The following is a 24,466-nucleotide window of genomic DNA, read 5'->3' on the forward strand; positions in this document are numbered from 1 at the left end:
AGTAGACCTTCTTTGGTAAATTTAGTTTTATCAAATTAAGGAGGGATTTTATGGACAAAGAATTGATTTTCAAAATACAGAATACAGGGCAAGCCTTTCAAATCAAAATTAGAGACCGAATAATTGATTTAGGAAAGAAAAAAATGAATTTTAATGGATATATTCGACCTATATTATTTCCATGTTACTTTTATTATTTTGATGAGAATAAACTAGTGGTTGAAAATTATTTATCGGAGATTCACGAACAATTAATCGCTGAGAGGAAATACAATATTCTCCTTCCTAATGGGAAGGTATCTCAGCTTTCAAGAAGAGAGGTAAGCCATGTTTATGGTCCTGTAAGAACTTACAATGATGAAACTATATCAATTGCTAAAATACACAATTTCACAGGAACGGGAATTGGAAATTTAAAAAGTTTATTTAATACCGATGAAGAACATGTTCTTATCTCTGAAGCACAGATGAAAGTAAATGCTTTATTTAACGTCCCCTTTAGAGAAAGACATCGCTATACAGCTGTAATAAGAGATATTTGTAGACAACGTCAATTAAATGGTGGTTTGTATTATAAGTGGTATAATGAAGATGGTCCTTATGATTTTTGCAAAGACATAATCGATATACATGAATATATAACTAGTTCTACAAAGAGTCGCGAATAGCGGCTTTTTTTATTGAAAGGAGGTGAGAACAGAACATGAGTTATAAACTGAAAGACGCTAAGATCACGCACATCTCCCTTGTGGACAAAGGGGCCAACGGTGTACCGTTTGCTATCATCAAAGCTGCCGGGAAGAATGCCATCCAGAAACAGGTACAGATCGCGAAGGTCGATGTTGCCAAACGGGTTGTAATCGGTGTGGTATATCAGCCGGATGTGTTAGATGCCCATGAAGATGAGATGGATGCTGAGGAAATCGAGAAGGCTGCGCATCTCTTTATGGAGAAGCAGCACACCTATAACATCGACAAGCAGCATGATCTGGAGGCTGACAAGGGGTATGTTGTTGAATCTTATATTGCACCGTGTGACATGGAAATTGGTGAACAGGTGATTGTCAAAGGTTCCTGGGTGGCCGGGGTGAAAGTAACCGACGATGATACCTGGGAATCCATCAAGAAAGGCGAGATCACCGGATTTTCTATGTGGGGCGTCGGTAAGCGGGAAGAGATTGAGGAGGAAGAGGAGGTATCCAAGGGACTCTTGAGCCGAATAGCAAAAGCACTGGGCCTGATCGAGAAAGGCGCGGTCGCTGACAAATACCATAAGAACCGGAAGAACCGAGAATTTTGGGCGGCGCAGGATGCCCTCAACTCGGTTCTTTTTAATTGGGATACTTGGCAAAGTGGCCTGGAAACCGATCCGGAGACCATCCGGGAGGCGTTACAGGATTTTGTGGATATCGCCGAGGAAGTGCTGACCAAGGAGGACATCGTGAAAGCCATCGGCACACCTCCTGAGCAGATTGCCAAGGCTGGCAAGAAGATTTCCACTAGCAACCTGAAACACGTCGACGATGCTATTGCAGCACTGACTGAACTGAAAAATAAGACAGCTCCCGTAGACGAGGAGCCGAAGGAGGAAGACGATTTGAAAGCTGAAGATATTGCCAAGGCTGTAACGGCTGCACTGGCTCCGATCGCTAAGCAGGTGGAAGGCCTGACGGCAGAGATTGCGGAGTTGAAGAAAGAGGAAGGTGTCGATGGTGAGCAACATACAGGCGGCGCTGCTCCAGCTGCTACCGCAGAAGAAACCGTAATTACCGATGCCATTGCCAAAGCTCTGGCACCGCTGAGTCAGCAAATGCAGACACTGGCAGCGGATGTGCAACTGGTGAAAAACAGCCGTGGTGCATCTGCCCAAGGCGATGAGCAAGAAGAAATCAGCAAATCAGAGAGCGCCGTTAGTTTCGGACGCTTCCTGTAATTAGAAGGAGGAATGTAATTTATGAGAACCAACGGCAATATTGCCCGGACCAGTATTCAAAAATCGACAATTGTTACACCGATGGACCAAAACGCCTTGAACTATGAGGAAGTAGAAGCTTTCACCGACATGGCGTACGAGGCTAATAGCTTCCTTACAGGGATTCGTCATGAAAACCGGAAGAGTTCTAAAGGGACTATCGACAAAGTCGGTGTCCGTGGCCGGAATATGCGCGGTAAAAAAGAGAACATCATGGCGACAAATACACCAGGGCTTACCTTCCCGCAGATTCCATATGCGGTTGTGCCTGTAATCGTTCCGTTCGACATTACGGAAGAATTCATTCGTCAAACGCAACGGGTCCGTGGCCAAAACGCTGAAGAAATTATTATGCGTGCGATGGCCAAGAATTACGGGGAAAACATGCAGGATATTGGTTTCAATGGTGACACCGCAACCCCTAATACTGACCCGGATTATGAGTTTTTAAGTCTCAATGATGGGTGGCTGAAGAAGGCTCGTACCACGGGGCATTATCTGGACTGGACAACATTGTCGACTGCTGAAAAAACGGGCGTTCTATTCGAACTGGAACGTGCAATTCCAACCCGGTACCGTGCAGGGGGCGTGTTTAAATATTTCATGCATCCGAACACTTTTAGCAAACGGCTGCAGAAACTCGCAGAGAAGGACACAAGCGCGTCCATTCAGTTGCAAATCACTGGCGGCGTCAAGAAGGTCAATGCCTACGATGTGGAAGATGTCTGGAGCATGCCGGAAGGAGATATTCTTTTCACATATCAACCGAACTTTGCTATGGTCCACACTTACGACATGCAGATCCGTAAAACGACGGAGGGTAAGGAAGCTATTTGGACGGATAAGCGTTTCTACGCCATCCATTCCGACTTTGACTCCATTTTTGAAGAGCCGCAGGCTCTGGCCTATGTGAAAGGGGTGGAATTTTAATGCCATACGTAACCTACCGAGGCAAGAATGCCTCCCTGCGCCTGTACAGTATCCGCTTTGAGCCGGCGAAGCCGGTGCTTGTGGAAGACGAGACGGTGCTGGAAAAGCTGCGTGATCATCCTGATTTTGAAGTTAATGAGGAAAAGGTGATTCCGCTGGAGGACCTGACCGTTGTTCAGCTGAAGGACAAGGCGAAGAAAGCCGGCATTGAAGGCTTCGCGGACCTGAAGAAGCCTGAGCTGATTGCCGCCCTAAAGGCGCTGGAAGGCGGCGGTGTGCCGGATGCTAACAACGACACTCCTTAAAAGCCGCAGCCGTGTCAGTGCTGTGCAGGAGGCTACTGGCGATCAGCTTGAACAGTACATCGATGATGCACAGACCCGAATTGAACTGTATTTGCCAGTTCCTTTTCCGACGGTGGCAGATAAGCAGCTTATGCTGGCCTGGGTGAAGCTGGCGGAGTCGCTCGCATTGCAGGACAGTGAGGAATACCTGGCTTCCGTCGCCCGCGGCTACTCAGCGGAGAGTGACGGCGCCTGGACCTACACCCGGCAGGCAGTAGAAGGGAAAACTACGGGAAATGCCGATGTGGATTCTATTCTCTTCCTGTGGGTCAAAAAGCAGCAGTCCGGGCCGGATGACGGGAACATCACGGCTTATTTGCTATGAATCACCGCATGAATACCCCGCTGGCGGTTTACCGGGTTGGCCGCCAGCAGGATGCGGACAACCTGTTCAGCGATCGAAAGGCAGGAAAGGTCGCGGATCTGAAGTGTTTCGTTGTTAAGACTCAGACCGATGCCAAAGCTGAATCTACTCCTGTTATTTACATTGTTAAAAAGACAATCGGAGTGCCGAAGACAGCGGACGTCCGGATCAGTGACGAAGTATTGCTGTTCGGACGTCGGTATCTGGTGATTGACTCTAACCCGCGCCGTTACTGGCGTGAGTTATTGGTGACTTGCGAGGTGAAGGGCAGTGAACATGCATGACTTTGACGGCCTGGCGAAAAAATTCAAGAAGCTGAGCGACGATGGTGTGAATCAAATCCTACGGAATATCGCGGAGGCTGTTGGCGAGACGCTGCTGAATCTTATCATCGACGAAATCGATAAGCAGGACCTCATCGACACCGGCTTAATGTGGAATTCCTTTACCCGCGGAGAAGACGGTAACGTCTGGGAGTGGGATGTGGACCGCAATGCTATTTCTATTGAAGTGGGATCCAACCTTCCCTATGCGCGACATCTCAATGACGGATACACTATTCACAAAGCTCACTTTGTGCCGGGATTTTGGAGAGCGAACGGCAAGTTTGTATATGATCCGAACTCTCGGACGGGATTTATGGCCAAGCCCCGTTCCTTTATCGGTCGGCATTACTTTGACATTGCCGTGAAGGAGCTGGAAGGCGGTATGAATGCTTTGATTATGAAACGGCTGGAGAAGGAACTGGAGAGGATGCTGTCATGATGGATGTAGGATTAAAAGCTTGGGCAGAACTCGTGCAGCAGGTCTACCCGGATCTTCCGATTTTGCGGAATCGCTCTCGCTGGATGGCAGGGCAGTTTGATCGTCCGAGCGTGTTCATTGAGACGGACCTGGTGTCCGATAAAGCACACACACCGAGGGCAGACCGGATCATTGAGGATGTGGGTCTTGTCTTTCATTATGACATGGACCGTAGCGAGGCAGAGGAAGCCGGGGAGCCGATCCCCTATGACTTATCCCCCTTCTTCCTTTTCCTCCGGCAGCAGCGGTTCTGCGTGGCCTCTCAGCGCTTTGGCATCATGATGGTAATTGAAGCCCCGCGCACACGACCGTTGAATGATCGGATGGAAGTCACCTTCAGGTATTCGTACCTGATTCACGTTCAAAAGCTGCTTGTAAATGGCGACGGCAGCCCGGTCGAAAAGATTAATGATTTTTATTATGATTACGAAGGAGAGGAGCATCAAGCATGAGCAATAAGCGATTGCAACGTCCGCAGCCGTCCAGCCTACCGGTGACAACAGAGGATGTGAACAAGCGAAGCAAGCAAGAATGGATTGAGAGCGCAGTGGTTTTGAAGCGGGAACGCTTTGAGATTGCTGGCGCTCTTTTTGATTGTGTGGATGATGCCCTGCTCTCAAAGCAGGAAGTTATTCAGAAAGTAGACGCCTATATGGGTCTGACAACAAAGGAGGAAACAGTAAATGTCGATACAACGGAGTAGAGCTGGCTCGTATGTGGATCTGCAGGCGGTCGCGAAGTCGCGTGTCTTATCAGTATCTGGCCGCGTGCTGGTGCCATATCAAGCCGAATGGGGCCTGCCGAACAAAGCTGTGGATATGACGGATCAGTCAGAACGCTTCAAGGAATCCGGGCTGCTGGTAGATGAGCTGGAACTGGCGGCTGAGAGCGGTGCTACCGTAATTGGGTACCGGGTAACAAACGGGAGCGAAAAGGCGGCCGTTGCCGCCGTGGAGGACAGCTACACCATCGAGGCCCGTTACCCAGGAACACGAGGCAATGATTTTGAGTATATGGTACGCGCTGCTCTGGTGGACTCCAGCAAAAAGGAGATTGTTATCCGGGATAGTAAGGGCATTTTTGATACGGAAACGTTCTTGGTGGCCGATAAGGCCGGTGCAGTCGAAACACTCAAAAAGTCCAACATGGTTCGCTTCAAGGATACTGGTGCTGTGGCCCTGGCCGATGTAGCCTATACCAAGCTGGCTGGCGGCGTTACAGGCACTGCAGCTATCACTGCCGCTAATTGGAGTGGCATCTTTAACCGGATTGACGGACTGGTGTTTGATGTGGTCTACCTCCCTTCCTCTGAAGCAGCCGTGCAAGCAGCCGCCAAGCAGTGGCTGCTGGATCGCCGGACCAAGGCCCGCAAGCTGGCACAGTTGGTTATCGCCGGAGCTGCCGCGACAGACGGTGAAATTGAGGCTCACAATACGCGCAGCCGCGCGGCGAATGCCCGTTATATCATTAACTGCTCTTTAGCCGGCGTACACACCAATGGTAAGACCTATGACTCTCTTCAGTGGGCGGCTTGGGTGGCGGGGTTGGCAGCTGGCACACCGGCGAATAAGTCTTTTACTGGTGTAAAGGTGCCAATGACTGAGGCGAAGGTTGACTGGAGCCACAACGAGGTTCTTAAAGGTCTGGCTGAAGGTACGCTTATGGTCACACGAGATGGTTACGACTATATCATTGAGTCTGCCGTCAACACGCTGGCCACAATTGGAACCGGCGAGCGGGAGGATTTCGGGAAGATCCGGGTTTCGATGACAATCGACCAAATCTTGAACGACATCTACGCGGCAGGCAAGGCGAATAAGGCAAAGTTGGACAATGACGCAGAGGGCCGCGGATTGTTTATCGCAGCCGTCATTAGCTATTTGAAAGTGCGGGCGCAGCAAAAGGCGATCGGCTCAGAATTTACATTTACTGAGCATCCAACAAAGAAAAGTGATATGGATTATGCTTACTTCTCTTTGTCCGCAAAACCGCTCGATGCAATTGAAATCTTTAATATTGATTGGGAGGTGGCGTAATCTATGATGGAACGCGAACTTATTGGCCGTAATCTATCACTTCAGGATGATAATGGGGACCCGATTCAAACGGTCAAAGAGGTAGAAGTAATTCTGAAGCCGGAGACTCTTGATATTATCCGTGCGAGAAAGATGTCCAAGACAAAGCAGGTTGTGGGTTATGAGATCACAGTAAAGATGGTTATGTCGAAGCTTGAATCCAGACTTCGGTACCGGCTCCTTGCTGATTTCAAGGCGGGAAAAACGATGTACCTTGAACGGATCACCGGATCCCTCGAGGACCGTCAGACTGGGAATACAGAGCGAGTGATGATCTCCGGTATCCACATTCACGATGAGATGGACATTCTGGTGGCCAAGATCGACGAGAACAACGGTATTGACATTACACTGTCTGGCACAGCAAATGATTTTGATTTCATTGAGCAGTTCCCGGATTACATGGTTTAAAGGACGGGCAACCGTCCTTTTCTTCATTTATAAACAAAATTTAAAATATGCGGAGGTTTAAACAATGAGCGACAAATTGCAGAAGTACCTGGCTAAAGGTAAAGAAGGCCGTAAAGACGACACCATCACTGTTCCGGTGGACGGTGAAGAATGGTCTGTTCGCCGTCTGACTACTATGGAGGTACGTCGATCCTATGAGTTGGCGTATGAAGATAATGGCGATCCGAAGGAATCTTATAATGAGATCGATGTGATGATCGTAAAGGCGACCGAACATGAATTTGATTGGAACAATACAGAGTTGCTGAAAACCTATAAGTGCGCCAGTAAGTTTGAGCTTCCGCCGCGCTTATTTGATAATCCTGCTGATTATTCGGAGCTCAGCAAGGCTGTACGCAATTTTCAGGAAACCAAGGATGAGTTGTTGAAAGAAGCAAAAAACTCATCAAGCAAGATGGAGAAGCAAGCTGGGTAGCGTCGTTTTGGGTTAATCAGAAGCGATTACCAGCAGAAATACTGCCGTATGAGGTAGACAAGCAACGGCAGTATTTTTTCTGTCTTGCCGCGGGCATGGTAGCAGAAGAAGAAGCCAAGCGCCTGGCCAACAAGAAATAGGCAGGATGGGGGTGAACAACCATAGCAGCAACAACAAAAGTGACGGTCCCGTTCGAAGCGAAGGACCTTATTTCCGGTGCTGTCCGGAATATGCGAACAGCACTCCGCGGGGCGACCGATGATTTACTCGACTTCCGGCGTGCCGCTGGGCAGATGGGGGATAACCTTGTATCTGATCTCCGACGATCCCGGAACGCAGCAGATGATTTAAGTAGTCGCATTGGTGGTGCTGCGGACGAGACGCGTCGACTGGGGCGATCCAATGTAGATGATATCTTCCGACGGGCACGTTCGGGCGTGGAAGAACTGCGCCGTTCCGCATCTCGCGCAGACTCAGAAATTCGCGGATTGAATGATTCTCGGGTGCATATACAAGCGCAAGATGGAGTCAGTCCGGTTATAGACGGGATTTCCTCAAAGTTAACAACTTTGGCAGCAACAGCTGGAGCGATTCTCATTGGCGGCGGTATCAAAGACGCCTTATTCGGAAACGTGATGGACTACTATTCCGAAGCTGCCCGCAGTGCAACGGTCTTACCTGAAAAGGACCGGCTCAATGCTCTTCAAGTAGGTAATGAGTTGCATGCCAAAGGCCTTGTGGCTTCGCAAGCCCAAGCAGCTGGAATGCTGGGAGATTTATCCCCAATGGTTCGGGATAAATCTAAGGCGGGAGATATGCTTTCATCTGCTGTGCAACTTCAATTTCTTATTCCAGATGCAAGTATTGAGGAGATTGGGAGAGGGCTCTCGCAATCTGCGAATACCTTCAAAGAATCCTATGCTTCAGTTGCAGACAGCATGGCGTATGCCTATAGCAAAGTAGGTGATCCACAGAAAGATCTCTTCGATACATTTTGGGAGTATTCCGGATATTTTAAGAACACTGGCGCAAATTCGGGTCAGATGGCCAACTTCTTGACCCAGAGTGTGAAGGAAGGAGCCTTTAATTTTGACAAGCCAGCGGACTTCATTAAGGAGACCTTTGGTGTCAAAGCGCTCGATTCGGGCGATATGGAGAAGTATTTCACTCTGCGCGGAGCTGGTAAGAACGACGCAGCGAAGCAAGCGGCGGCATTCACTGGTGATATCAATTCTGGTGATGAGCAGCGTGCAAAGGGCGCTTTGATGGCCCTGGTTGCTGATTTGGCCAGTCAAACGCAGAGTCAATTGAAGGCTTCGCTTGTCTCACTTGGATCGGCTACTGCCGAAGACAACGGGCTTGCTGTGCTTAAGACTTTCCAAGTACCTTTTCAGCCGGCACCTTCTGGGATTGCAGGAACAACGGAAAGAATGGTTCAAGCTCAACAAGCTGCGAATCCGATGCAAGATATTATTCAAACTCGTGCTGAGATTGATCAACAGATGCAGGATTTAGGGGCGAACCTTTCGACGGCAGTTCTACCTGCTCTGCAAGAATTTAATAACCTTCTCACAACGAACAAGGACGGGATTCAGGCATTGGGATCCAACATCGTAGATGTCGTGAGCAAGGTGACTAGCCTGTACAGTGATAATTTTAAAATAATCAATAATGGTATTGTTGGATTAGTCGGTGCCTTTGCATTGGTCAAAGGAGCTCAAGTTCTCACTAAAGGCTATACCAAGACGAAAAATACTTACAATGGCGTTAAAGAGTGGATAAATAATAGGAGAAACACAGGCGTTGATTCCCCTCTGCCTACCGAAGAAGTAGGCGGACCTACAAGTCGCCGCTTCACACTTAATCGAGGTCGTAGAGGTAGCGGCAGCAGCGGAGGAATTGGCGGTTTGAGCAGAGTTCCTTCTATGACCATCAATGCTAGCGTGGTCTATCTCAACGAGGCTGGAGGACTTGGTGGGCAAAATGGCGGTGGAAGAAATAACAGAGGTGGTCAGAGACGGGGGCGACGCGGACGATCTGGGAGCGGTGGCGTAAATGCCCGAAACACACAGCGTGGCCGTAACTCGAATGGCTCTATCTCTGCACGTCGTAGGACGAGTACACCGGACATGCCTGATATTGATACTCCAGATGTTGGGCAACGGCGCACAGGCCGTGTAACCTACCGGAACACTAATAGACTTCCAACTCGTTCACCGATCCCGGATGTTATTCCTGATGCCCCGGGCGGCAGGGGGATCAGGGGGTTATTTAAAGGTGGAAAGAAGGCTCTTAAAGCTGCCGGTATTTTAGGAACAGTAGCTGGGGTTGGTCTTACTGGATATGATCTCTACCAAGCTTCAAAGGAAGACGGTTTAAGGGCAGGGATATCTTCGACTGGCGGATCCATGTTAGGTGGTACGGCTGGAGGGGTAGTCGGGGGGATAGTTGGCTCTATCGCCGGTCCGCTTGGAACCGCATTTGGAGCAACAGCGGGCGGATGGGTTGGCGACAAATTGGGTTCCCTAGCTGATTCGAGCGGGGTTACAAAGTCCGTTGTTGATGGAGTGGTTTCGGCTGCTGGCGGCATTAAGGATGCGGCAGCTTCAATAGGTGGTTGGTTCGGCTTCGGAAAAAAGGAAGAGAAAAAGCCTGAGGTTAAACCTCCGCCTGAATCCAAGGTCACCTTTGGCAACTTAACGCCCGAGCGTGAAAAGCAGCTGCAGGAGACCTTCAACGTTTTCCGAGCCAATGTGGCCAAGGATGGATTAAAGACTGCATTGACCAGCGCCGTTAACGAGAGCGGTGTGAAAGGTACTGTCGATAAGATTAAGAATACATTTGTTGGTGCATGGAAAAGCACGGAATCAGATAAGGCTCAGCATAATGTGCAGGCTGTTGGAACAGCTGCACAGAAAACATCTGGACAGACTCAGCAGCTGGGTGTCACCACAAAGACCAGCACCGCCGGAATTGTCCAGGGTGCCGGCACAGCGGGCGCAAGTATGCTCGGTGTCGGGTCCGCTGTAAAAACGGCTACAGATGAGACAAAGCAGCACTTGCTTTCCATCCAGACCGTCACGAGCCAGGCCGAGAGCTGGGGGAGCAATTTTGTTACGCGGATTGCTGCCGGAATGCGGAGTAAATACCCTGCGGTGACGGCCGTGGTATCTGAAATCGGTAAAGCGTTCAAACAATTAATTACCTCGGGAGCAGCGCCGACATCCGGAAACAAACCCCATACCTCCTCCGGCGGAACAGCATACGCTAACGGCGATATTATTACTCGGCCTCATATCGGGTTGGTCGGTGAGGCGGGGCCGGAAGCTATCATTCCGCTCTCTGGCGGTCGCCGCAAGCGTGGCGTGGAATTGTGGGAACGGGCAGGGAAAATGCTTGGTGTCCGCGCTTATGCCAATGGTGGCATTGTCGGAGCGCAACAGCTCCGGACTACAGGATTACAGGCTAAAGCCTACATTGATGATAACAACGACAAAATAGGTTACGGGGCCGGCTATGCTGAAGGTATCCATGGATCACTTGAAATGGTGAAGAAGCAAGGCCTGAAGCGTTACACAAAGGCTATGAGCAAAGCCAGCAGTCTCACAGATGCGTATAAAATCCGGGCAACCGGTCATCAACTGCGTAGGCAAGCCACCAAAATGAAGAACTTCGCTAAAGGAACAAAGCTTCTCGGCAAAGTAGTTCGTCCGATTGGTTACGCTATGGACGGATGGGATATCCTCTTTGCTGGCAAAGGTAAACGTGGACGGCAGGCAGCCAAAGTGGCAGGGGGAATTGGAGGAGGGATCGCCGGCGGAGCTGCAACTGGCGCATTGCTTGGTACATTCCTCATGCCTGGTGTCGGTACAGCTGTTGGTGGCGCGATTGGCGGTCTGTTGGGGACGATTGGGGGCGAGAAGCTGGCAACCAAACTGTTTGATGGGATTTCCGGTTTCTTCGGCCGCAGAAAGAAGCGGAAAAAGAAGAAATATGCGTTTGGGGGCCTAATCAATGACCCTCATCTCGGACTGGTCGGCGAAGCCGGTCCGGAAATGATTATTCCACTATCTGCAGGGAAGCGAGGCCGCGGGCTTGATCTATGGAAACAAGCTGGGGCATTGCTTGGTGCTCGTCCTTATGCAGATGGTGGGGCGGTGGGCATGAAATCGTCCAACATCCCGGTGGCCAAGACGCTGGCACAGGCACCCGCAGCGATGCGTGACGTCGTGATTGAGAACATCAACATCGATTTCGGGGAACTCGCGAAGGGAATTACCAACTTTGCTGAATTTGCAAAGATGCTAACCAGCCCGCAGGGGCGAGCGTTGTTCCGGAAGATATTTGGCGAGGAGCTGTACAAGGCTCTGGAAAGTGGGGGATAAGTATGCTGACCATGATTCGAGACAAGAACAGGTTCACCTTCCCTATAACGCCGACAGAAATACAGATCACCAGTAGCAACGAAATAGATTCCTTCACGGTGATTACCGGAGAAGAGAAAACCAGTAAGAGACTCACTTCTAAACTGAAGCGGGTCTCTTTTTCTGTTATCTTCCCGCGTGCTTGGAAAGAGATTTGGGAAACTGGAAAAGAGACGGTGGCTTACCAATCCCCGGAACAGGCATGGAAGCTTATGGAGCAATGGAAATCGAAGCCGGTGGTCATTAACTTTGAATCGCTATTTTCACAAACCATGTGGTTTGAGAGTTTTGAGGCTACTTATAAAGATGGCCAGGCTAATTTGCATATCAATTTTAATTTTGTGGAGTACGATCCGGTAAAAATCGTATCATACTCAAACGCAAAGCAGCTCCTGAAGCCTGGCGTGATCATCACCAAATCATCCAAAAGTCGCCCAAACACAACCGGGAAGACGGACAAGAAGAATAAAAAAAAGAAGAGCGAGAAGCAGAAGAAGGCTGAGAAGAAAGCGGCGGCAGACAATGCCAAAGGCAATTTCGATTACCTGACTCAAAAGGAGCGTATTTTGGATAAGACCTCCAGCGTAAAGGGAGGGAAATAACTTGGACAATTTCGCCGTTTTATATGGCAAGGAGAACAGTCGATTTTTGCTGACTGATGCAATCACAGAGTTGTCTTGGTCTTCTTCGCGGGATGAGATCGCCCGCAGTATGACCGTGCGTTTGAGAGATGCCACTGATCTGAAAGCTGCAGGGACATTGATGTGCTTTTCTCAGCAGATAAAGGGAGTTGCATTGCTACACGGTAAAAATCAGTTTTTTCATGGTCCGATTCTCAAATTTGAGCAAAATGAATTTACGGATGAATGGGAGATCGATGCCCGGGAGATTAGCTGGTATCTGGCTAAGAATAAAGGCGCTCGTCCTTATCTAAAGGGGGAGGCAGGAGCAGAACTGCAACGATATGTTAAATCCACGGGGATTGATTTCCGCTGTCCTGCCTTCGGCTTTAATCTGGATGAACGCTACGGCACCATGTTTCATTCTGAGATCATCCTAGATGTGCTGCAAAAGGCATATGAGCGCAGTGGCTACCGTTACCATATCGATGTAATCCGGACGGATCAAAGTTTTTACTTACAGGTCGTAAGAGAGGGGACGAATACTCTTGTTCCTGTATTTATCCCAGAGCAAATGGAGTCAAGTACCGCCGGCTACAGCATCGAAGAAACCTATACTGTTGTGACCGTACAGAAGTACAAAGATGACAAACTTTCATCCTCCGTCACTAAGACGGCAGCCGGTGCGGTGAAGACCTTGGGCCGAATGGAAGAGATCCTGGAAGCGGAAGAAGATGAGGACCCTGCAACCGTAGCAACGCAGCGTCTAAAAGCTTTATCGGTGGCCAAGCAGATTAAAAAGATTACTGTGAGGCATGAAGATCATTCGCTTTCACGCTTGCGTGCTGGATGGATGGTGCTGATCAAAACGGACCACACCTCGAAATGGATAGTGGAGAGTGCGGAATCCAGCTTTAAGAACGGGATGTACACCGTTAAGCTGGAGCTAGAAAGGAGAGTGTAACCGTGCTTAATGATGCGTTGAAAATGTTGAGAGAAAAAACCGCCGGTCACATTGACGCCAGGGACACTGAACGGGCTACGTTATTAAGTTGGCCAGCCAATCCAAAGATTCAGGTTGATGAGGACCCTGAACCGTATCCGGCGGATAAGCTGGTCTTTGCAGAGTATCTGCTGGAGCGCCGCATCGATACAGTATTTGAGGTCAAGCAGCCAGCGGTCTCTACGCTTACAGGCATTCTGATTCTCCCCAGTCCGCTGCAGGCGGGTGACCGGCTCATTGTCTCCCGATTAACCGGACAGCGTTACTATGTACACGGAAAGGATGTGGTCGGCAATGGCGGATGATAGCTTGTTTCCTGTACTGGACCTGACGGACCTTGATGGTATTGAACTGACAGAGTCCGTGGCTTCAGAGACCAAGTGGACCTATGTTATTGATTATCGTAATAGGAGCGCTGTGCTTGATGATGCTGGTTATCCTAAAAAGACAAGTACCTATGAAGAGTATTTGGTACAGACAGCCTTGAAGATATTGAACACTGAGCGTTTTCGGTATGTTTTGTATGGGGAAGAGGTCGGTGTTGAAAGGTCCGAGTGGTCTGGTTGGGAAGATGTAGAGATTAAGAGGGACATAGAAGAGGCATTGATGGCCCACATCGAGATCCAGCGTGCTGAAGTGAAGTCAATGGAACGAGCTGGTCGTGAGATGCACCTAAGCATTTCTTTAATAGGTGTGGCCGGAAATGCTGAAGTAGAGGAGGTTATTGGTGTATGACTATCAAATTATCTGATCTTCCGTCAATGCCTAGCATGCCGATCCTGGAAGAAACCCCGGAGGATATATACCGGCGCTGGGTCAATCGGGCAATTGCTCTGGCCCTTGAACGTGGCTTGCCCCCGCCGCCTACGGAAGAAGGCGAATATTTTTACGACCTGTGGTATCCGTTGGCTATCGAGATTGCGGAGCAGCAGGTTCTCTGGACATATGGTTTCCTTCAGGGCTTTCCGATTTGGGCAGATGGGGAATTTTTGGACGGCCATGGTTGGGCAGCGGGGGTAACGAGAAAAGAAGGGGAAGACGACGACGCGTTGCGCCTCCGGATGTTGGAGCGCGCTGTGACGGAAGTGGGCAGCGGACGGCGGAAGGATTATGAAACTTGGGCATTGGAAATGGCCGGTGTGGGTGGGGCTATTGCCCGTGAGAAAGAACGGCACGATAATTCTATTGATCTCTATCTTACGGACCTGGAAGGGCAGCCAATCACCGAAGCATTTGCTGACACCGTCAAGTCGTGGATGTGGGAGGAACGGCGGATCGCCGGCCATGACTTGGGGGTGCATCCTGCTCCGGTCTTTGTCGTAGTGGTGGCGGCACATTTAGTAACCTCTGAAGGTGCAGACCTGAATGAAATGGCCACAACAATTCAGCAACGGATTTTGGCATACGCAAAGGAGCGAACAAAATTAGCTTACAATTATGTAGGTTCGTTGCTGCTTGTTAATGGAGTGGAGGATTACGAAAACTATACCTTGAACGGAATGGAGGAAGATGTCGAGATGACGCCTTCCTCCATTCCCCGTATTGAGGTGATTTTGACGTGATTCCAGAGCGCTACCGGGGTATGTTGCCACCATATTGGTATGAGATCGATATCGCTGACCGGCACTTTTCTGTTGTGGAACAGGAGATGATAAACCGGGAGCGGACCATTGATGATCTTAGCAACCAGTTTCTTCTACCGCGGGCGACTTGGTCCTTATGGATTTGGGAATGGATCTATTTCAGAAGAAAAATGAATGGGTCTGATAGCTTCCGAAGGGATGCCATTCGGCAGAAGCGTTGGGGGGACAGACCATTCCGGATTTCTGTCTTGCATGATCTGGGGAGTCAATATGGCAAATTGGTGGATATCATTGAAGATTTAAATAACAAGGAGATCGAATTCCAGTTTTCAACGGAAAACCCTATCGATCAGGAGTCTTTACAACGTAATTTTGAATATATTCGGCCCATTCATGTTCGATCTATGGTAGTGAGTCTCAAGGAGCCAGATTGGAATAGTGGTATAGCGATAGCTGAGCAGTATTCGGTTATTTCTTACCCGTTCCAGGCATTCGCCAGCGAGACACTTTACTGCGGCGTTCCATATGACGGCCCGCAGGTCATAACACTACCTACGCCACCGGTTTATTCCGGAGGGGAGCGGATCGCGCAGACCTTTGAACGGGTCCTGCAGGCGGCCTTCCCGATCACCGGCGCACTATATGCTGGAGGACTGGCCGCACCGGTGACCGTGATCCCGGTTAACCAGGCAGTCACCTATTCCGGCGGGGAACAGATCACCGCAACTTACAGCGCCACGCAGCAGGCTACCTACAAGCTAACCGGCACAATTAATACTGGAATGGAGGAAACGTAATGGCACTAACGACAAGCGCCCATAACAAGACAAAATCCTGGTTCCGGGACATGATCGCATATGGAACGTACACGATAGGCAGTACGGTTACCCAAATGCCTATTCATTCGCTGACTTTGACCGGGGACGTAATCACGCTGCAGTTTTATCTGGCCGAAACGGTCGCCGGTACGATTACACAGTTCCAGGTGATCGACAAAGACGGCGGGGTCTGGGACGACCAGCCAGACAGCATTGTAAAGCCAGCGCTTAATGGGCTGCTGGTGACATTTAAATACACACTCACAAGAGTATAGGGGGCCAGATGATGCCATATACAAAAACAGCCTGGAAAGATCATATCAAGGATAGCCAGGGCAACATCGTCCAGCAGGGTACACCGCTGAATGCGAAGAACCTGCTGCACATTGAAGAAGGCCTGGCGAATGCTATGGCGCTTACAGCTGGGGAGCTTGGCGCAGCTGCGGCGCATAGTGGATTTATTGACCATGTGGGGATTCATCCGGCTTATGATACTTCCTTACCTACCTTAAAACCAGGTCAAATACAGGTAGCGCAATCGTCCTGGTATTCTGCGAGCATTAACGCTATCGGTTTGAGCGAGTCCAAGGCCCTAATAATGGGGCATATATTACCGGTTAAAAGTACCGACCCGGGGTTCCCTTGGAATGGTATGCTAACCCGGATTGCATTGCCTGAGCCGCCTATAGAAGGCACACGCGACGATCTTGTCTTTTTGGAAGCCTGGAGAGATCAAGCGACGCAGGCCTGGAAGTACCGTTTCCGGGTTGTATCGGGAGTCGATTTTGCAAAGTACCCCGTTGATGGGTTCCTTACTACGGAAGCGACGGGGTCCTCCGGCTATATGACCTTAAATGAGAATCCCCGACCCGCTAATAACGGGAACATAATGCCGCAAGGCGGTAACGCTGCGCCGGTTATACTTCCGGCGGATACGGTAGGAGGATTCGCTACAATATTTCAAGGTGCTGCACAGCGGACCCATCCTGGGAATGGGTTATTTGCTAATCAAGGTGGACCCAGTGATTTTGGGTTATATGTTGCAGGAAATGGAAACGAGTCGAGTAAAGCCCTGCTTAAAACCTATGACGGCTACGTATATGCGATCCCTGTAGCCAAAGTTAGCCGGAGAAACACCGGGGGATACAGCGTTACTAATCCAAACGGGGCGCGGAATTACTACGCTTTTCAAGCGTTACAAAGCTGGACCCCGGGCCAGAACTGGGTCACAGTTACCGGTAACTTTCCAACTGGTATTCAAGTAGGAGACCTTGTTACCATTTCAAACGGCCAGGGCGCCGTTTTTAACCCAAGATGCCGAGTGAGGTCCATAGTGGACGCTAACACGATCACCGTGTTTAATACGGATGGCGAGATCATAACCGGCGCTGGCGGGTCTAGTAACGTCACCTTTAATTTAGAATCTGAGCGCCCGGACGGTCTATACGCGAATATTATCGCCACCCGAGATGTAACTGACCTGCGGCACAAGACACACTTGATAGCCCCGAGTTACGAGCAGTTACTGATCGACGGCACGGACCAAATTCTTCGTGGTGCTTCCCAGGTTGAGAGGAAGACGGCGATGCGGAAAACGTATGTAGGGGTAAGAAAAACGCCGTTGGATGCAAATCATGTATTTTATGCCTCCTTCGACGGTACTAATGTTCCGGAAGTCGGCACGGTAGCTGATAGCGCGAGGCTTGTCGGAGGGTTAGTTCCTGGTGTTACGGGCGGCGCTGCCCGTATTAATAAACCAACAGACGGCGGTTCGTTGCCCATTGGATATATCGCGAACCAGGGAACATTCGATGCCTGGTTTGATAGCTGGTCCCTAACCGATGGGGGATATAATACAGATTCCCGGTGCTTGTTTTCGGTGCATTATGCGCACCCAACCAGTGGGGCGAATTACCGGTACTTTGATTTATGGTGGAGGCATTCAAAACGGGAATTAATCATGGCTAGCACCACAGGTCTAACCGGAGTCGTACTGACGACCATTGCCCAGACCGTACCAAAGGATATTCGCTGGACTCATGTACGTCTTACCTGGGATTTAACAACCCGGACGCTGACGCTATACGTTAACGGCAGCCTGGTCAATTCCATCGTTATGCCGGACTTAGGCGGGGCGGCCCTAAACTACGCCTATTTGTTTATGCACGAGCGTAATAACCAAACGTATGCGTGGGACGGTCTTGTCTGCGACGTATCCATTTCAAAAGTAAACCGGGGCGCGGCTTTTGCTAACCTACCGTCTGATTTTATTGCCGGTTATGCCGATGTTATGCCGGCGCTAAACTATCAGCGCCGGATCAATAGCGACGCACCGACTGCCCAGAAATCCTATGCGGTCGCAAAGGTGAAGAATCAAACCCAGGAGCGCGGGGTCACCGTCACAAAGGGAAGCGGCGTTAATACCGCAGTATGGGAAGCTGGGGATAAAATCAAAGTGATGGGCCTTGCTGGGGAGATTATCAGCGGGGTAATTGACGCAGACACGGCACTGACGAAAATAAATAGTACAGGCGGGGGTATTGGCCTTATCTGGCAGGTAGATGATCTGAGTAAAATTGCAGTAAATGATACCATTCGAATATGGGACGGAACTGTCAATGCAGTAGGCAATCCCATTAGCATTACAGCTATAGACGCCCAAACCAAAACCGTATCCCTGAGTACTTCAGTAGAGTTAAATAACATGAATCAATACTATTTAGTGGAAACGACTGCTAGCACTTCAAGTCCTGTTGTGCGGACTATCATTTCCGGCACTTCGACGACCGTACCGGGAACCTGGACCGCCCTTGGAACAAACGAAGCCGAAGTAACCCTTGGGTCATTGCCTGCAGGTCTTGCTGCCCAGGAAATCATAATCGAATACAGCCTTAATATGCCTGCGGGACAGGGTGGGCTGTACCAGGTATACACGACCACGCGGGGCGGTGAAGCAAACGGTAAAAAACTGATTGTAGGGTCAACTGCTGTAAAGGACGATTTTGCTGATAAAATTACAGGCAACACCAGTATTAATCCGCATAAGGCCTATAGCTCTATAGCTACCGCGCATGCTTCTCCATCGGCTACGGGTACAGAATTTTCACAAGCGGATTATGATGCTATCAAAGTTCAAGACAGTTCGTTACGGACCACGACCACAACGGTTAACGGTGGGATCGCACAAAACTTCTTTACTTTTGATATTATCCGGCTGATAGAGGATAAATTTGGGGCAATTCCAGGCGCGTATACTACGACAGAAAAGGTCGCTTGGATTGTGGCTAATGTTGGCAGATTAGTCTGGTGGGCCGTGGGCAACGGAACCAGCCCTGCAGGGAGTAAAGTGTCCATCTATGTTTGGAATGCTTCCATTGCCACACCTGGCTGGACCGGCGTCATAACCAACACTACGGGAACGGTCGCGGGAATCTGGAACGCTGCTGCATCGTCTAATATAAATCAATTTATAACCACCGGCGGCTTGCTGCACGTACTTGTATGTGCCGACGCTTCGGACGGTGTAACACCATCCACCCTGTACGTGGATAACATTAATATCACTTTAGATTTCAATGCAAAAATGGGATACGATGCCCTGGTTCCAGAAAATGCGCGGCGTGACGCTGGCCTGGGCAGTATCCTCTATGTCCGCAGAACGACCCGAGAAGTCGAAAGCCTGTTCCCAGGTAATGACGAAGATAACGGAATTTTCGTATTGGGGGATTACCTGCCGATGCAAGATATGGCTACAATCACAGCCCCCTTATCTGACACCACAGATGTATTACTAAGCATGCAGGGCATCGTTTCAGTAGCAGGAACGAATAAGGCCTACGGTGATTTAAACAGCTACAGTAATGCTATTGCCCGTTTAATGGGTCCAGGGGATGATCTTAATTACAAAGTGGACCCGCAGAGTCTTATGCAGACTAGTAATTATGTAGATAACTACGTCGCTAGCGTGGTGCGCTATACTTACGCAGACTCCCCTAACGTCGCCAAATTATCTACGGCATGGTACACCGATGATCTGCCGGAATGGTGCAAACAAATAGCTGAATTCTTGTTTTGCACACAATCATTAGTGACATATAATGGTGAGCTGCTTATTCGGCTGCAGTTGAACCGCAGAAGTCGAAAAGCATTACCTGGGCTGGGCGGCGGTGCGACATATGTATATTTTCGCTTACCTGGTCGCCCATTAATTAAACTTTAAGGAGGATTGAACCTATGGATAACGTCACTTTTAATCGGCAAGATCACACTGTTACCGGGCTTAATCGCCCGGCTGGTCCTGCGGAATATAGCCTGGCCCTTCCGTATCCAATTACAGCAAATAAACAAGTATCCCGGATCAACGGAGAGAAGCAGAAGAAAAATGAAGACGGCCAGCTGCTGTACTATGGCGAGCCGATCCCAGAGGAAGACGGCACGGAGTCAGAGAACGAAGTCACTACTTCCAGGATTGCTACAGCCTGGGAGGAACAGACTCAGGAATATAACCTTATCAATGAGGACGGCAGCCGGACACCGGTAAGCAAAACGGCCAAGGTCGCTACGGCATGGGAATACCTGGAGCCGGTTATGGTACCGAATGTGGAGCTGTACCAGGTGAGTTTCGCGGAGCAGCCGAGCCTGTTCACCTTCGACGAACTAAGTACCGCCAAGCGGGCCAGCCTGGAAAAAGCGTACAAGCCCCAGCAGCTGCTGTACTACGACGAAGATTTTAGCCTGGATCATTTTTCTGACGATTTGGCAGAGCATGCGGCAAACATGGGCGACGGCGTAATGGCCATTCATCCGGGCGGAAAATGTCGGACGGTTAAGCTGCCGTTGGGTAAGTCTACTAACACAATCCGGCTGTACCTGGAAGCCCAGGAGGGAATCACGGTCGAAGTCGGGGCAGCAGCTTCAAGCCTGACAGTGGTTGTCGATGGAATCGTAAAGATGCCTGCAGCAGCCGACGCAGTGTATGTACGCTTCACGAATTCCGCAGAGAGTTACCGGGAGGTTTACGCTTTTGGTTTGTTGGCGTAGAATTGGAGTCACCTGATAAATGGGAAGGGGCGAGGCGGTTGATAGACAGGGAAACGGAATTTCGTAATGCATTTTATTTATGCAAAAGGTGGGCGAAATCACCTTTGTTGCCCAGTTACACTATCGGCTACAGCAAAGGTCATGGGGACCGAGAACCAGCCCAGAGAGTTTATGACCACATTCTTTCCTTACAGAGCAACAAAGAAATTAACTTTGAAGATAAATTAAACGATCTATACACCTTCTTAAAAGAGTCGGAGCAATTAGAGCGGAAGAAGCAGCTTATGGGTGGGTCTTTTTACAATAACCTTATTAGTTATATTAATAGATCAAAAAAGGATATAAGTGAAGGAAAGCCGGTTCAAAAGAAAAGATTATGAATAATTTTTGAGGCATGCCTGAATTGGGTATGTCTTTTATTTTGCCCTCGGAGCTGCTCCGGGGGTTTTTACGTTGAGGGAGAGAGCGGGGGAACGGGAGTGGAGATAACAACAATCACAGCAATAGTCGCAGCAGTAAGTGGAGTTGTGCTTGGGTGGGTGACTAGGACATCAGCGTTTAAAAAGGATGTGGCTCAAGAGGCCGGGAGTGGAGCAGCCTTGCGCACAGACGTTGAGTACATCAAACATGGCGTTGATGATGTCCGGTTTGAGTTAAAGGACCAAGTAAGGAGATTTGATGCGCTGACAGAGCGAGTGACGCGGGTTGAAGAGTCAACCAAGCAGGCTCACAAGCGGATAGACAAAATCGAGGAATAAGGGAGAGGGGATTAATGGAATGGAATGCAGTAGCAAATTTTATTAAGCCGGAGCTGTTGGCTATTGTCGCTGTATGTTGGGTTGTCGGCTATATTTTGAAGCAGACGCCAAAGGTGCCGGACTGGACGATTATTTACGGTGTTACGGTTGTGGCCATTATCCTTGTATCGCTCACGCAGGGTTTTACCGCTGAGAGCTTTTTGCAGGGTATCTTATGCGGCGCTGTGGCTGTATACGGAAACCAATTGGTCAAGCAGGCCCAAAAGAGCGGTGACGAGTAATGGCGCTCACGTTTGAAAAGGTAAAGCTTAAATCACATAAACGCCTAATCGGCCTGCATCCTGTCCTTGCAGCGGCTACGGTGGCCCTCATTGAAAGATGTTACGCCCGAGGGGTCAATATAGTCATTACCCAAGGGCTGCGGACCATTGAAGAACAGAACGCGCTTTATGCTCAGGGGCGTACAAAGCCGGGGAAAATCGTCACGAACGCCAAGGGCGGTACCAGTTACCACAACTTTGGACTTGCTATCGACTTTGCCCTACTGCTGCCGGATGGGAAACAGGTATCCTGGGACCTGAAACGCGATGGAGACGGTGATAAGGTCGCAGATTGGCAGGAAGTGGCTGAGGTAGCTAAACAACTGGGGTTTGATTGGGGCGGCGATTGGACTTCCTTTAAAGACTATCCTCATCTGCAGATGACCTTCGGTCTTACAACCTCTCAGTTACGTGCAGGCAAGGAGCCAACGGCAGCACAGGTAAAAGCGGCATATGCCAAGATTAATAAATGTAAGGGGGAGGCTTCAGAAGTGAAGAAAGATGTAATCGTGTCAGTAATCGTAAACGGTAAGAAGGTGGCTGACGGTGTAGCAGATGAAGGAGTTACCTATACGCCAGCTCGGGCCGTAGCAGAGGCTTTAGGGGCTACAGTGGACTATGACGCCAAGACAAAGACTATGACAATCACAAGCAAGGGGGATAAATAATGAAAAGCAAATGGCGTAATTATGGATTGTGGGTATCTTTGACGGCAGCCGTGCTGCTGGGCGTGCAAACGGTTGGGGTGATATTCGGGGTGCAGTTGGCCCCGGAGAAGTATGACGAGGTTACAGCGGCAGTGAATGCAGTACTGGGCATTCTGGTTGTGCTGGGTATTGTGAGCAATCCCGAGGCGGGCAAGGGTTATACGGTTAAAAAGTAAATTCCGAAGCGTTTGGGATTTTGCCCACTGGTTAAAAAAGACAGGCCTTTTTCAAAACTTAGATTTAAACAAATAGACTAGTCTGGATTTATTTAGAATGTGTTGATTTACCGGACAAAATATCTATACGCTCAACAATTCCTTTGCATATGATACTTCATAACTATGAAAAGGAGTTGTTGAGAGATGGCATCAATTATTGATTACGGTTCAACTTATATCAGCGCAAATACAGCACCGGGAATACTGCTAACAGGAGGAAGAGAAATTGCAACCGCAGCTGTTTATATTGATCCTGCTAATCCAGCGTCCTACAATGCGAGAGTAGAACTTAAAGGGAGTATCGGGTTCTTCACCGATAATGCTAGCAATCATCCTAACGTCAACATAATCATTTTCAGAAATGGGGCTGAAGTATACAACGGCTTAGTAGAAATTGAATTTAATGTAACATCACTTTCAACAACTGCGATTGTTAATGTCATGGCAGTGGATGGTGCTATCCTTGGAGTGCAAAATTACCAGCTTGCTGTTAGTACTTCAGAGACTGGAGTTTTTGTTAAGGGGCCAATAGCATTTTCTGCAACAGCAATTGGACTGTAGTAGGAACAAATTTTTGCCCACTGGCTCCGGCTGGTGGGTTTTTTGTCGTTTACATATTAAACAGGCATCCAGTAATATAAAGGCAACGAAAGTACCGCACTCTGCCATCATTGGCGGGGTATTTTGACATAGGGGGGATTTTTTGAGCACTACATACAAGGTTCTGGAGAGCGATACAGACTTCCTGACTGCTGCCCTTGCGCAATCCAAAGTGTCAGTGTGGTACCGGGAAGATCCAGACCCAATCAGTCACCTAATGGATTATGGCGGGTTGGTGGAGGGGTATTCCCCCAGAGACAATTAAGATTGCCGGTGGATATTTTGTCCGGGAACGATTTGAATTTAGAGCATACATTAGATAACCCGCCGACCATTAATGGTTGACGGGCTTATAACATTTATCCGGTAAAATTACCTGCTCCAGCTACTCCGCTAAAGTTTCTCGCTTGGATGTTATTAAATACATCTGTGGCAGCTGCGTTAGTGAAGATTTCAGCAGTATATCGAATTTGGCCTGCGGCTACATCTACCGCTGGCGGGTTATCAACTGCTGTAAAACCAAAAGCCTCATTTTCTCTACTGATGGCAACTCCAAATGTTGTTGTGAAAATAATAATGCCATTTCTTCGGACGTTAATGGTGTTGGTGTTAAAGAGAGGATTGTTTTCAGTTTTTGCGTATCCAGCTAAAAGGACACGCACGTTATTTTGGTTCACTACTGGGATACCTGCAGTTTGAATGCCGATATCTCCAAAAACAAAAGGTGTAGCTGCCAAAGGGATTATTACTGGTGTTGCATCCGAACTCGCCGAGTTCGAAATTCTTAGATCTACAAATTGAATTGTCATAAGTATCACCTCCTCCATTATGTTATATGAAAGAAATGGGGGATGCTCTTGGACAATGAGGATCAATCTATATAATTGTATGATTGCCTTAAGAGTGTATGTTAGGCAAGTAGTCCGAAAGCATCGGCGAACCCCCCCGTCAACCTTACTGGTAGGCGGGGGGGGGGGTGTTCCTGTATTTCAACGCCGGC

At 49.1% G+C, this 24,466-nt stretch carries 30 protein-coding genes; 29 read left to right on the forward strand and 1 reads right to left on the reverse strand.

Annotated features, from left to right (window positions below; genetic code table 11):
* Positions 1-50 precede the first annotated feature (50 nt).
* The 29 genes from AC3WT9_RS00985 (at position 51) to AC3WT9_RS01125 (ending at position 23,731) form a co-directional block, all read left to right on the forward strand.
* On the forward strand, positions 51-668 hold the full coding sequence (locus AC3WT9_RS00985) for a hypothetical protein (RefSeq protein ID WP_492407202.1): 618 nt from the start codon (positions 51-53) through the stop codon (positions 666-668).
* 35 nt (positions 669-703) lie between these two features.
* A complete protein-coding gene (locus AC3WT9_RS00990; protein ID WP_492407203.1) occupies positions 704-1,933 on the forward strand; it encodes an XkdF-like putative serine protease domain-containing protein in 1,230 nt (409 codons plus the stop codon).
* 21 nt (positions 1,934-1,954) lie between these two features.
* Entirely contained in the window at positions 1,955-2,902 is a 948-nt protein-coding gene (locus AC3WT9_RS00995) for a major capsid protein (protein WP_492407204.1), read from the forward strand.
* Positions 2,902-3,207 (forward strand): Rho termination factor N-terminal domain-containing protein, encoded by a 306-nt coding sequence (locus AC3WT9_RS01000; protein WP_492407205.1) that lies wholly within the window; start codon positions 2,902-2,904, stop codon positions 3,205-3,207. Before AC3WT9_RS00995 ends, AC3WT9_RS01000 begins: the two co-directional genes overlap by 1 nt.
* Positions 3,185-3,571, forward strand: a complete 387-nt coding sequence (locus tag AC3WT9_RS01005; RefSeq protein ID WP_492407206.1) for a hypothetical protein — start codon at positions 3,185-3,187, stop codon at positions 3,569-3,571. Before AC3WT9_RS01000 ends, AC3WT9_RS01005 begins: the two co-directional genes overlap by 23 nt.
* Positions 3,568-3,894 (forward strand): hypothetical protein, encoded by a 327-nt coding sequence (locus tag AC3WT9_RS01010; RefSeq protein WP_492407207.1) that lies wholly within the window; start codon positions 3,568-3,570, stop codon positions 3,892-3,894. The genes AC3WT9_RS01005 and AC3WT9_RS01010 overlap by 4 nt, the downstream gene beginning before the upstream one ends.
* Positions 3,887-4,375 carry an HK97 gp10 family phage protein gene (locus tag AC3WT9_RS01015; RefSeq protein WP_492407475.1) on the forward strand — a complete coding sequence of 163 codons (489 nt, stop codon included), beginning with the start codon at positions 3,887-3,889 and terminating at the stop codon, positions 4,373-4,375. Before AC3WT9_RS01010 ends, AC3WT9_RS01015 begins: the two co-directional genes overlap by 8 nt.
* The gene (locus tag AC3WT9_RS01020; RefSeq protein WP_492407208.1) at positions 4,375-4,866 is read left to right on the forward strand and encodes a hypothetical protein; all 492 of its coding nucleotides are present in this window, start codon (positions 4,375-4,377) and stop codon (positions 4,864-4,866) included. The genes AC3WT9_RS01015 and AC3WT9_RS01020 overlap by 1 nt, the downstream gene beginning before the upstream one ends.
* A complete protein-coding gene (locus tag AC3WT9_RS01025) occupies positions 4,863-5,117 on the forward strand; it encodes a hypothetical protein (protein WP_492407209.1) in 255 nt (84 codons plus the stop codon). The genes AC3WT9_RS01020 and AC3WT9_RS01025 overlap by 4 nt, the downstream gene beginning before the upstream one ends.
* Positions 5,098-6,450 (forward strand): phage tail sheath subtilisin-like domain-containing protein, encoded by a 1,353-nt coding sequence (locus AC3WT9_RS01030; protein WP_492407210.1) that lies wholly within the window; start codon positions 5,098-5,100, stop codon positions 6,448-6,450. The genes AC3WT9_RS01025 and AC3WT9_RS01030 overlap by 20 nt, the downstream gene beginning before the upstream one ends.
* Positions 6,451-6,453: 3 nt before the next feature.
* Positions 6,454-6,900, forward strand: coding sequence for a phage tail tube protein (locus AC3WT9_RS01035; protein WP_492407211.1), 447 nt, complete (start codon positions 6,454-6,456; stop codon positions 6,898-6,900).
* Between the two features lie 64 nt (positions 6,901-6,964).
* The gene (locus AC3WT9_RS01040) at positions 6,965-7,375 is read left to right on the forward strand and encodes a hypothetical protein (protein WP_492407212.1); all 411 of its coding nucleotides are present in this window, start codon (positions 6,965-6,967) and stop codon (positions 7,373-7,375) included.
* Positions 7,376-7,878: 503 nt separating this feature from the next.
* Positions 7,879-11,760 carry a lysozyme family protein gene (locus AC3WT9_RS01045; protein WP_492407213.1) on the forward strand — a complete coding sequence of 1,294 codons (3,882 nt, stop codon included), beginning with the start codon at positions 7,879-7,881 and terminating at the stop codon, positions 11,758-11,760.
* Positions 11,761-11,762: 2 nt separating this feature from the next.
* Positions 11,763-12,401 carry a hypothetical protein gene (locus AC3WT9_RS01050; RefSeq protein WP_492407214.1) on the forward strand — a complete coding sequence of 213 codons (639 nt, stop codon included), beginning with the start codon at positions 11,763-11,765 and terminating at the stop codon, positions 12,399-12,401.
* A gap of 1 nt (position 12,402) precedes the next feature.
* Complete coding sequence (locus AC3WT9_RS01055) at positions 12,403-13,383, forward strand: XkdQ/YqbQ family protein (protein WP_492407215.1); 981 nt, start codon at positions 12,403-12,405, stop codon at positions 13,381-13,383.
* Between the two features lie 2 nt (positions 13,384-13,385).
* Positions 13,386-13,727: a hypothetical protein gene (locus AC3WT9_RS01060; protein WP_492407216.1), complete on the forward strand. Its 342-nt coding sequence runs from the start codon at positions 13,386-13,388 to the stop codon at positions 13,725-13,727.
* Positions 13,717-14,157, forward strand: a complete 441-nt coding sequence (locus tag AC3WT9_RS01065; protein WP_492407217.1) for a DUF2634 domain-containing protein — start codon at positions 13,717-13,719, stop codon at positions 14,155-14,157. The genes AC3WT9_RS01060 and AC3WT9_RS01065 overlap by 11 nt, the downstream gene beginning before the upstream one ends.
* Positions 14,154-14,984 (forward strand): baseplate J/gp47 family protein, encoded by an 831-nt coding sequence (locus AC3WT9_RS01070; RefSeq protein ID WP_492407218.1) that lies wholly within the window; start codon positions 14,154-14,156, stop codon positions 14,982-14,984. The genes AC3WT9_RS01065 and AC3WT9_RS01070 overlap by 4 nt, the downstream gene beginning before the upstream one ends.
* 20 nt (positions 14,985-15,004) lie before the next feature.
* Positions 15,005-15,802, forward strand: coding sequence for a hypothetical protein (locus AC3WT9_RS01075; protein WP_492407220.1), 798 nt, complete (start codon positions 15,005-15,007; stop codon positions 15,800-15,802).
* A complete protein-coding gene (locus tag AC3WT9_RS01080; RefSeq protein ID WP_492407221.1) occupies positions 15,802-16,098 on the forward strand; it encodes a hypothetical protein in 297 nt (98 codons plus the stop codon). The genes AC3WT9_RS01075 and AC3WT9_RS01080 overlap by 1 nt, the downstream gene beginning before the upstream one ends.
* An 11-nt stretch (positions 16,099-16,109) precedes the next feature.
* Positions 16,110-20,042 (forward strand): hypothetical protein, encoded by a 3,933-nt coding sequence (locus AC3WT9_RS01085; protein ID WP_492407222.1) that lies wholly within the window; start codon positions 16,110-16,112, stop codon positions 20,040-20,042.
* Between the two features lie 14 nt (positions 20,043-20,056).
* Positions 20,057-20,863, forward strand: coding sequence for a hypothetical protein (locus tag AC3WT9_RS01090; protein ID WP_492407223.1), 807 nt, complete (start codon positions 20,057-20,059; stop codon positions 20,861-20,863).
* Positions 20,864-20,901: 38 nt separating this feature from the next.
* Positions 20,902-21,243, forward strand: a complete 342-nt coding sequence (locus tag AC3WT9_RS01095; RefSeq protein ID WP_492407224.1) for a hypothetical protein — start codon at positions 20,902-20,904, stop codon at positions 21,241-21,243.
* Between the two features lie 99 nt (positions 21,244-21,342).
* Positions 21,343-21,621, forward strand: a complete 279-nt coding sequence (locus AC3WT9_RS01100; RefSeq protein ID WP_492407225.1) for a hypothetical protein — start codon at positions 21,343-21,345, stop codon at positions 21,619-21,621.
* Between the two features lie 14 nt (positions 21,622-21,635).
* On the forward strand, positions 21,636-21,902 hold the full coding sequence (locus AC3WT9_RS01105; RefSeq protein ID WP_492407226.1) for a phage holin family protein: 267 nt from the start codon (positions 21,636-21,638) through the stop codon (positions 21,900-21,902).
* Positions 21,902-22,609, forward strand: coding sequence for a M15 family metallopeptidase (locus AC3WT9_RS01110; RefSeq protein WP_492407227.1), 708 nt, complete (start codon positions 21,902-21,904; stop codon positions 22,607-22,609). Before AC3WT9_RS01105 ends, AC3WT9_RS01110 begins: the two co-directional genes overlap by 1 nt.
* Positions 22,609-22,824, forward strand: coding sequence for a phage holin (locus tag AC3WT9_RS01115; RefSeq protein WP_492407228.1), 216 nt, complete (start codon positions 22,609-22,611; stop codon positions 22,822-22,824). Before AC3WT9_RS01110 ends, AC3WT9_RS01115 begins: the two co-directional genes overlap by 1 nt.
* A gap of 186 nt (positions 22,825-23,010) precedes the next feature.
* Positions 23,011-23,427: a hypothetical protein gene (locus tag AC3WT9_RS01120; RefSeq protein ID WP_492407229.1), complete on the forward strand. Its 417-nt coding sequence runs from the start codon at positions 23,011-23,013 to the stop codon at positions 23,425-23,427.
* Between the two features lie 142 nt (positions 23,428-23,569).
* On the forward strand, positions 23,570-23,731 hold the full coding sequence (locus AC3WT9_RS01125) for a hypothetical protein (protein ID WP_492407230.1): 162 nt from the start codon (positions 23,570-23,572) through the stop codon (positions 23,729-23,731).
* 94 nt (positions 23,732-23,825) lie between these two features.
* Here the strand turns inward: AC3WT9_RS01125 and AC3WT9_RS01130 are convergent, their stop codons facing one another.
* On the reverse strand, positions 23,826-24,275 hold the full coding sequence (locus AC3WT9_RS01130) for a hypothetical protein (RefSeq protein WP_492407231.1): 450 nt from the start codon (positions 24,273-24,275) through the stop codon (positions 23,826-23,828).
* Positions 24,276-24,466: the final 191 nt, after the last annotated feature.

It is taken from the genome of Paenibacillus sp. EB106-06-01-XG199 (assembly GCF_058791575.1).